5 protein-coding genes, 3 tRNA genes, 1 rRNA gene and 1 riboswitch are annotated in these 9,314 nt (G+C 38.1%); of the genes, 7 read left to right on the top strand and 2 right to left on the bottom strand.

Annotated elements, in window-relative coordinates:
- Nucleotides 1-92 precede the first annotated feature (92 nt).
- The 3 genes from rrf to RWP19_RS03205 all read left to right on the top strand — a co-directional run bounded on the left by rrf (nucleotide 93) and on the right by RWP19_RS03205 (nucleotide 1,716).
- Nucleotides 93-209, top strand: a 5S ribosomal RNA gene (rrf, locus tag RWP19_RS03215).
- Between the two features lie 1,241 nt (nucleotides 210-1,450).
- A tRNA-Trp gene (locus tag RWP19_RS03210) sits at nucleotides 1,451-1,526 on the top strand.
- A 113-nt stretch (nucleotides 1,527-1,639) separates the two neighbouring features.
- Nucleotides 1,640-1,716, top strand: a tRNA-Arg gene (locus RWP19_RS03205).
- A gap of 148 nt (nucleotides 1,717-1,864) precedes the next feature.
- Here RWP19_RS03205 and RWP19_RS03200 read toward each other — a convergent pair.
- The gene (locus tag RWP19_RS03200; RefSeq protein WP_314356437.1) at nucleotides 1,865-2,308 is read right to left on the bottom strand and encodes a hypothetical protein; all 444 of its coding nucleotides are present in this window, start codon (nucleotides 2,306-2,308) and stop codon (nucleotides 1,865-1,867) included.
- A gap of 12 nt (nucleotides 2,309-2,320) precedes the next feature.
- Nucleotides 2,321-2,596 (bottom strand): helix-turn-helix transcriptional regulator, encoded by a 276-nt coding sequence (locus RWP19_RS03195; protein WP_314356436.1) that lies wholly within the window; start codon nucleotides 2,594-2,596, stop codon nucleotides 2,321-2,323.
- A 141-nt stretch (nucleotides 2,597-2,737) separates the two neighbouring features.
- Nucleotides 2,738-2,910: riboswitch (cobalamin riboswitch) on the top strand.
- A 475-nt stretch (nucleotides 2,911-3,385) separates the two neighbouring features.
- Here RWP19_RS03195 and RWP19_RS03190 point away from each other — a divergent pair.
- The 4 genes from RWP19_RS03190 to mazG all read left to right on the top strand — a co-directional run bounded on the left by RWP19_RS03190 (nucleotide 3,386) and on the right by mazG (nucleotide 9,310).
- Nucleotides 3,386-3,470, top strand: a tRNA-Leu gene (locus tag RWP19_RS03190).
- A 173-nt stretch (nucleotides 3,471-3,643) separates the two neighbouring features.
- Complete coding sequence (gene mfd / locus RWP19_RS03185) at nucleotides 3,644-6,940, top strand: transcription-repair coupling factor (protein WP_314356435.1); 3,297 nt, start codon at nucleotides 3,644-3,646, stop codon at nucleotides 6,938-6,940.
- Nucleotides 6,937-8,544, top strand: coding sequence for a polysaccharide biosynthesis protein (locus RWP19_RS03180; RefSeq protein ID WP_314356434.1), 1,608 nt, complete (start codon nucleotides 6,937-6,939; stop codon nucleotides 8,542-8,544). Before mfd ends, RWP19_RS03180 begins: the two co-directional genes overlap by 4 nt.
- Nucleotides 8,528-9,310, top strand: coding sequence for a nucleoside triphosphate pyrophosphohydrolase (gene mazG, locus RWP19_RS03175; RefSeq protein WP_314356433.1), 783 nt, complete (start codon nucleotides 8,528-8,530; stop codon nucleotides 9,308-9,310). Before RWP19_RS03180 ends, mazG begins: the two co-directional genes overlap by 17 nt.
- Nucleotides 9,311-9,314 lie beyond the last annotated feature (4 nt).

Genomic DNA, 9,314 nt, shown 5'->3' with positions numbered 1-9,314 from the left:
AGCTGACGACGAAAACAAATTAGTCTAGAATTTCTAGTGCAAACAAATATATATAACTTCTATGTGGTTTTCAGAGTACAAACTCTGACAGATTCAGTGGCGATGGCTATGAGGATCCACCTGTTCCCATCTCGAACACAGTAGTTAAGCTCATAAACGCCGAAAGTACTTGGCTGGAGACGGCCTGGGAGGATAGGAAGCCGCTGATTAAGCATAAAATAGAGGGTCAACCCTAAAGGATTGGCCCTCTATTTTTGTGCTCTAACGAGCACATTCTAATTCCTTCTAGAGCCGTCTCCAGCCAAGGTTGTACAGGTAATATCTATGTGTATTTAACAATACAGACGGCATGGGAAGCCTAGGGCAATAGGGCGTAAAGGAGCGCAGCGACGCGTACGTCCATTGCATCAGGTTCGACGAAGCCCTATAGTTAAGTTTGTACATTGGCATAATGTATTATATGTCGCCATGGGCGAGTGTGATAGGAAGCTGTGGCTAGTGGTAGGAGGCTAACTACATCTAAACGATACCGCGGTGCGTAGCACCTATGGTATCGAACCGTATAGTAGCTGAGAAATTTAGATTTATGTAAATAATAAATCAAAAAGCAATTGAGTAACTCCAAATTTATGTATTCCATAAATTCTATTATATACAATTATCTTTCATTTTCACCTTTAAATATTTATCCGTAAACGTTAGTTGTATTATTCAATAGGTATAGACTTCTTAGCGATATAAAAACAACAGTATAACTCAAATATTACTGTTTTAATGGATATATCTATACATAATACTTGATTGATCAAAACAGTACATAAGATATTCTTTAATAAAATTTCCTAATTCATCATTTTTATGTAATTAATAGTACTCTAATTATAAATTTTAATAATCAGTATCTACTACATATTTTATTCATGCATAGTTTTATCTAAAAATTATATATATGTCGATAAATATAGATGAATACTGATTTTACAGTTATCTTTGCAGTAATTAAATATGTACCAAAATTTACTCGTTTCATATATGTCTCATAATACTTTCACTATGTTTTCACATACAATTTATATACTAGCAATAGTTGATTGAGATCAACTAAGGAAATGGAGGTCTACTGCAAATAACTTTTACCTGTCCCTTTTACAAATAATACAAACAACACAACACAAAACAAAACAATACAACACATAAAACAACACTTAAATACACAACAATACTCTCCCTGTGTATAAACAAAACAATACATATACAAAACTCTCTAATTATATATACTATCTCCCGTATATATAAAGGTAAAAGTTAGGTAGACAGAAGAGCCCTTGAAAAAGGGCTCTTTTTCCTTTTAAATTCACTATTATTTCATTATTTATAGATGCTTTATTTCTTGACATAGTATCTAATTTTTGTTAAACTAATCAAGTATTAAGTACAGCTTGATAAACATAGGGGTATAGCTCAATTGGTAGAGTAGCGGTCTCCAAAACCGTTGGTTGTGGGTTCAAGTCCTACTGCCCCTGCCAAACTTTGGAGTGCGGCCTTCGGGTCGCATGTCCATAAAATTACTCAAAAAATATTAAAAAAATACTTGCATAGATGTAAGCATTATGTTAATATAAGTGAGTACCAAGTACATGACTCAGTAGCTCAGCTGGATAGAGCGTTTGACTACGAATCAAAAGGCCAGGGGTTCGAATCCCTTCTGGGTCACCAAATGAATGCATCACAGTAATGTGGTGCTTTTTTATTTATTTAAAATTGAAAACTATTTATCTATTAAAAAGACTCTACACATAATTGTGTAGAGTCTTTTGGTTTTGGAGTTTTAAATTTAATTAGACTTAAGCTAAAATAAATTCCTTTATTTTAACTGCCCTGCAGCAATAGCAAGATCTCTCCAATAGATAGCTTGCATATAACCATATGTATCTGGTTTTAAGGTAATTAATTTAGCTTTAGGGCGTTTTTCTTCGCGTAATACTTTGCCTGTACGGGCATCGATAATATTACGTTGTTCTTGAACCCATTGAATTGTGTCAGCATCTTGATCAAAGTAATAATGATTTATATACTCTGTCATATAATATTGAGCCCCTTGATGGCTATAGGTGCGACCGATAATTTCAAATTTATTACCTTCACCAGCGATAACTTTAACGCGTTGTTCTGCGTAATAGTTTTGACCATTCATACGATATAAGTAGGCATAACCTCTTGCATTCTCTAAGTCAGCAATATTGACTGCTTGAGAGGGCAGGATGCCTAAGATTGTGAAAGCTGCTGCAATTAATAAACTACGCTTCATTTATTCTCCTTATTACTTTGCATGGGGCTGATCAGACTCAGCCACTACATGGACAACTAATTCTTGATCGGAAGGAATCTGAGCTAAAACTACAGGCATTGGTGCACTCATAGCTGCGGCGATACCTTTGATTTGTCGCATCGCAACTGGTATTACAGTACCATCTTCTTGTAAGTTATTTTCTAAGGCTTCAATTTCTGTAACTGTTAAGCCTGCTTTTGTGGCGAAGTCTTCAACGGATACATCATTGGCTTCACGATATTCTTTAATGAAATCTCCGATATACATAGATTCCTCCTATTTTTAGATACCTTTATATTGTAATTAAAAATATCATATATAGCAATAGATGAATAGAAGATGAATTAATAAAATTACGAAAATAAATTGACTTAATACAGAAGTGGTGTTAATATTAACTCATAGAAAACATCATATTTGGGAATAGGTGCTGAGAAGCATAATAGAGAAGCTGGTTAAATGCCAGCACGGTCCCGCCACTGTATGGTCGAGCGAGTCTAAATTAAGTCACTGGGAAACTGGGAAGGCTAGATAAGCGATGACGCCGAGTCAGGAGAACTACCTATTCAACATTCACCATTTGACCTACGAGAGATAGGGAGGAGAAGTTAGTAGCTCCTTTTTACGTACCCGTAAAAAGGATTTTTTAGTTCTATACGATTTTTATCATAAATGATTTTAATTGTATTCAGAAGACCTTAATGTCGATGGCATGGTCGTGGTGAAAATACCTTTTGGTATTACCAGCATGACATGTGTTATGACTGTTAATATATTTTATGGTAAATGTAGGGCATGCATTTATTCATCATCATCCTAAAAAAGAGGCTGACCCAGGATTCTAGTAGTTCGGATTCTGGGTCAGTCTCTTTTTTGTTTTACTATTTAATTAACGTTACTATTTACATCACTATTTATGTCTAAGTGACAATATATAAGGCTAAATAGAAATGATTATGCAATAGATATTTATAGAGGATACATGAAATTTACGTTAATTCTAAAAAAATGATTGACGATGCATTCTATACATGATATTATTATTTCAGTTGAGACGCGGGAGTGGCGGAATTGGCAGACGCACCAGACTTAGGATCTGGCGCCTTACGGCGTGGGGGTTCAAGTCCCTTCTCCCGCACCAACTTTATTGCACCTTTTGAGGTGCTATTTTTTTTACCTAAAATTAGGTGTTTTTATGGATATAGTATTAAAGCTTTTACAATTAAGTACAAAATTAACTACTTCGTAATATGTTATAATAAATTGTTAGAACTATTTAATTAATATAATCATAGTAATACTATATGGTGCAGTATGGATAATACATTAACTAAGCTGCTTTCACAGAACCCATCCTTTGTGGATGGGCTAAACGCATTTCAGCGGAAAGGAAAGTCAGTCATATATGGTCTTAGTGGTTCTCAAAAGAGTTTCCTCTTAAACCAAGCTTTTGCTACTGGCCTTACAAGGCCTGTAGTTATCGTAGTCCATGATAAGGATCATAAAGAGATGTGGGAACGAGATTTAGCCTTTTTTTTGCCTAATATTCCAGTCCTATCATTTCCTATAACTGATCATGTGGACTTTACAACTGTAGCGCGCAGTCTTGAGGTCCAAGGTGCACAAATGCGTGCCTTAGCTTTGCTCGCATGGCAAGAACCTGCTGTAGTTATAGCGAACGCAGAAGAGGTTACACAGTATGTAGTAGCTCCACAATATTTAAAAGGTCAATCGTTACATTTTTCTTTGAATCATACGATTGAACGCGATACAGTTCTTGAACAGCTTGTCACAATTGGATATGAACGTGTAGACCAGGTGGAACAACGTGGTCATTTTGCCGTGCGCGGGGATATCTTAGATATTTATCCGGTTAATAGTGAACATCCGATTCGAATTGAGTTCTTTGGCGATGAAATCGATACATTGCGGTTCTTCTCTGTAGAGAACCAACGTTCCGTTGAACAAATTGATTCGTATACGGTGACACCTTTCTTCCTTGGTAAAAGTGATGCAGATTGCACCTTATTATCTTATGTGAAAGAAGGTACTCTTATTTACGATGAACCGGGTCGCATTCAGGAAGCATTAAAGAAGTTCCTCAAGGAGGACCCAACACATCGTAAAAATCATTGTGACTGGAGTGAATTGCAACGTACTGTAGAAGCGACGAATCAAGTGGCTTTCACATTTATGCAACAACGTTCTATCGGTTTAGCTGGATTTACCCCAATTGGTATTCAAGGCAAGACGATGACGAGCTTTGAGCGTCAAATTCCTTTATTAACGGATGAAATTAAGCAATGGCATCGTCTAAATCATCAAGTTGTATTGGTATTAAATAACCAACAACGACGAGAAGGTATTGAACGAGCTCTTGAAGGTGAAGGGATTGCCTTTGTTCATAGTGAGAAATGGATTGCAAAACCTAATACGGTTGTTATATTGCAAGGTTTATTGACAGATGGTTTTGAATTACCTAATAGCCATCTCGTAGTTGTTGTAGAAGGCAATATTTACGGACAACAAAAACGTAAGCTTCGCAACAAGCCTAAAAAGGGCCAAGAAATCAATTACTTTACGGACTTAACGCCAGGTGACTATGTGGTTCATAGCATGCATGGTATTGGTAAGTATATTGGACTTAAAACAATAGAAACAGAAGGCATCCATCGGGACTATATTGAGATTGCTTATGCGGGAACGGATAAACTATTCTTACCTGCCAACAATTTAGATCAATTACAGAAGTATATTGGCAATGAAGGTGATGTACCTCGTATTCATAAGATGGGGGGACGTGACTGGGCTAAAGTTGTTACAAAGGCAAAAAAATCCATTGATGATTTGGCGGATAAACTTGTTGAGATATATGCACAACGAGAAATTACAGAAGGCTTTGCATTCTTACCCGATCAACCATGGCAGCAGGAATTTGAAGACGCCTTCCCTTATGAAGAAACGGAAGACCAATTACAGGCTACAGCAGAAATCAAGGCATCCATGGAAAAACCTGTTCCTATGGATCGCTTGTTGGCAGGTGATGTAGGCTTTGGGAAAACAGAAGTGGCCATGCGTGCCATCTTTAAGGCTGTTATGAGTGGCAAACAGGTTGCGGTGCTCGTACCGACAACAGTTCTTGCACAGCAACACTTTCAAACCTTCTGGAACCGTTTTGCTCCATTTGGGGTCAAGGTAGATGTGCTCAATCGTTTTCGTAGTACAGCCGAGAAGAAACAAGTTCTAAAAGGTGTAGAGGACGGTTCTATCGATGTTCTCATCGGTACCCATTCACTCCTTAATAAAAAAGTAGTCTTTAAAGACTTAGGCATGCTTGTTGTTGATGAAGAACAACGCTTTGGAGTAGCACAAAAGGAAAAATGGAAAGAGTGGGCTAGTAATATTGATGTGCTCACCTTGAGTGCAACCCCAATTCCTCGAACCTTACATATGTCTCTTGTAGGTGTTCGGGAGATGTCTGTTATCAATACTCCACCAGAAGAACGGTTACCTGTTCAGACCTATGTGGTGGAATATGATATGAATCTCGTTGCTGATGCTATTAAACGCGAATTGGCACGGGGCGGACAGGTATACTTCGTATATAATCGTGTTGCATCTATTAATCATATGGGTGAATTATTAGAGGCGGCCTTACCTGGTTTACGCTATGCTATTGCTCATGGTCAGATGACGGGCCGTCAAATTGAAGAAATTATGACTGATTTCTATGAAGGTCATTATGATGTATTATTGTCTACAAGTATCATCGAAACAGGCCTAGATATTCCAAATGCCAATACTATTATTATTTATGATGCGGACCGATTAGGTTTATCTCAGCTATATCAAATGCGCGGCCGTGTAGGGCGTTCTCGTAGACGAGCCTATGCATACTTTATGTATCGCCCTGACAAAATGCTTTCAGAAGCAGCAGAAAAGCGCTTAAAAGCTATTGAAGAATTCACTGAGCTTGGTGCCGGGTTTAAATTGGCTATGCGAGACTTAGAAATTCGCGGTGCTGGTAATCTCTTAGGCTCACAGCAACATGGTAACATCGCCTCTGTCGGCTTTGGTATGTACGTAAGTATGTTAGAAGAAGCCATTGCGAAGGCTCAAAATAAAGAGGTAGAACGCGAGGTCTCTATTGATCCAGCCATCGATTTAGAAGTAGATGCCTTTATCGATGATGCGTATATCAAAGATAGTGCTCGTAAGATTTCTATATATCAACGATTGTTACATATTAAATCCAAAGAACAGCTTGATGATATGACGGACGAACTCATTGACCGGTTCGGTACGCCAACAGATCCGGTGGACCGCTTATTGCGTATTGCTCAAATCAAAGAACAAGCACGTTTACTGGGCATTAAAAGTATTGTTCGTAGAGAACAGCAGCTTACTATTCATTGGCATGATGATTCCAAGATGGGTGACTGGGATATGGGAGCTGTAAGGGAAGACTTATGGAAAAAGATGAAATTTGCGGATACTAAGCCAGCCACATTATATGTGAGTCTTAATGGCATGAAAGGTTCTATTTTGACCATTACGGAAGCGGTGATGAAGGCTCTTAGCTACAAATCATCGCCTAAGGGGGGCCTATGAATCGATTTTTAAAGGGCGCTATGATTTTAACCTTAGCTGGGATTATCGTTAAAATTATTGGGGCTTTCAGTAAAGTCCTTATTGCACGTGTTCTTGGTGGCGAAGGGATTGGCCTGTACATGATGGCTTATCCGATTTATCAAATTATTGTTAGTATTTCCGCTGCAGGTATTCCTGTTGCCATATCTATAATGATTGCGGAAAAGCTAGCTAATGATGATATGCGTGGTGTACAACAAGTATTTTCCGTATCGTTAAAGGTATTAACACTGTTAGGCTTTGTATTTAGTGTTGCTTTATACGGTAGTGCACAGTGGCTCATAGATTCTCATATTATTACAGATCCTCGTGCATTGCTTGCTATTCAACTATTATCACCAGCAATCTTTGTCGTTACAATTTTGAGTTGTTTTAGAGGTTACTTTCAAGGCTTCCAATACATGGTTCCTACTGGGACTAGCCAAGTCTTTGAACAAATATTCCGTGTATCCTCTATGGTAGGCTTAGCCTATTATTTCATTGATAGAGGGTTACACTTAGCGGCCGGTGGTGCAACTTTTGCTACCTTCCCAGGTGTATTAGTGGGATTACTCGTATTAATTTACTTTTACTATCGTCAACGTCGTGTACGAGCGCAAATGTTGGTACAGCAGAATCCGAATGCTGTTGGTGAAAGTAATAGTTCTGTAGTCAAACGACTATTTAGTTTGGCCATACCTGTTTCGATGGCCAATATTATGCTGCCTATGGTATCCCTTATTGATACATTCATCGTACCAAAGCGTTTGATGGATATTGGGTATTATCTCAATGAAGCGACTACACAATTTGGGTATCTTACAGGGATGGCTACATCGTTGATCGGGTTGCCCATTATTTTGACTACATCTCTAGCAGCTAGTCTTGTACCGGCAGTATCGGAAGCGCATGCCCAAGGTGATGTACATCGTATTGTGCAGCGCGCTGGGATAGCCATTAAAATTGCAAATATGTTTACTATTCCAGCCTGTATCGGGCTCTGTGTATTGGCGACACCTATATCTAAACTGATATATGCAACGCCTCATGCAGGTCCTGTTATTGCTGTTATTAGCTTGAGCATTATATTCTTAGGTTGGCAACAGATTACAGCAGGCATCTTACAAGGGTTAGGCAGAACTGTTATTCCTATGGTAGCCATTTTTATTGGTTTGTTGGCTAAGACCTTCTTAGACTATGAATTAACAGGTACTATTGAGCTAGGCATTAATGGTGCTGCATGGGCAACGAATTTGAATTTTGCCATTGCGGCGCTCATAAACTATATATTTGTAAAAAAATATGTAGGAACTGTACTTAATAAATTAGAGCTATTAAAAATTGTAGTATCTGCCATGGCTATGGGCGGTGCTACACAGGTAGTGTATGTGACTACCGTAGAGTTATTTGGCAATGGTGGTGCAGTGGCAGCATCTATTATTGTAGCTGTATTTGTATATGGTTTATCCTTATGGTTAACAAAGGCCGTTGTAAAAGCTGATATGTATTATTTTCCAGTTATAGGTAAGCGTTTACAAGCTCGCCGAAATAAGGAGGAGGCTAAACTATATGAAGAACAATACTAATAAACCAGTATCGGTACAGCCATTGGTAGATGTAGTAAAAGCTTTACGTGCTCCTAATGGTTGTCCATGGGATCAAAAACAGACTCATGAATCGTTGCGTCGATACTTCATTGAAGAAACTTATGAAGTAGTAGATGCTATCGACAATAAAGATATGCCTAATCTTCGTGAAGAACTAGGTGATGTATTATTACAAGTTGTCTTTCACAGTCAATTAGCTGAAGAAGCTGGTCAGTTTACATTAGAAGATGTAATTAATGATGTGACTCAGAAGATGATTCGCCGTCATCCTCATGTATTTAATCCTGAAAATAATGAAAAAACATACACTTGGGATGAATTAAAGGCACAAGAAAAGAAAAATATACAACATTCAGTATTAGATGGCGTATCTAAGGGGTTACCTGCTTTAGTGGCGGCGTATAAATTACAAGAAAAGGCTGCAAAGCTAGGATTTGACTGGGATGAGCTCGATCCGGTTTGGGCGAAAGTTTCCGAAGAAATGGATGAATTTAAGGAGGCTATTGCCCAAGAAGATAGAGAAAATATGGAAAAAGAAGCGGGGGACGTGCTTTTTTCCTTGATTAATCTATTAAGATGGTATAAAATAAGCGGTGAAAATGCACTAAATCGCACAAACACAAAGTTCCGACAGCGTTTTTTACATGTAGAAGCTTGTGTTAACCAAAGCGATCGCTCATGGGAAAACTTTTCATTGGCTGAGCTGGATGCTTTTTGGGAGGAGGCTAAAGTGCAGGAAAAGTAGCCTA

The sequence above is a fragment of the uncultured Veillonella sp. genome, from assembly GCF_963522475.1.
In the GTDB taxonomy this organism is placed as follows: domain Bacteria; phylum Bacillota; class Negativicutes; order Veillonellales; family Veillonellaceae; genus Veillonella.
Note: the sequence above shows the minus strand (reverse complement) of the source record. Positions and strands in the feature narration are given on the sequence as shown.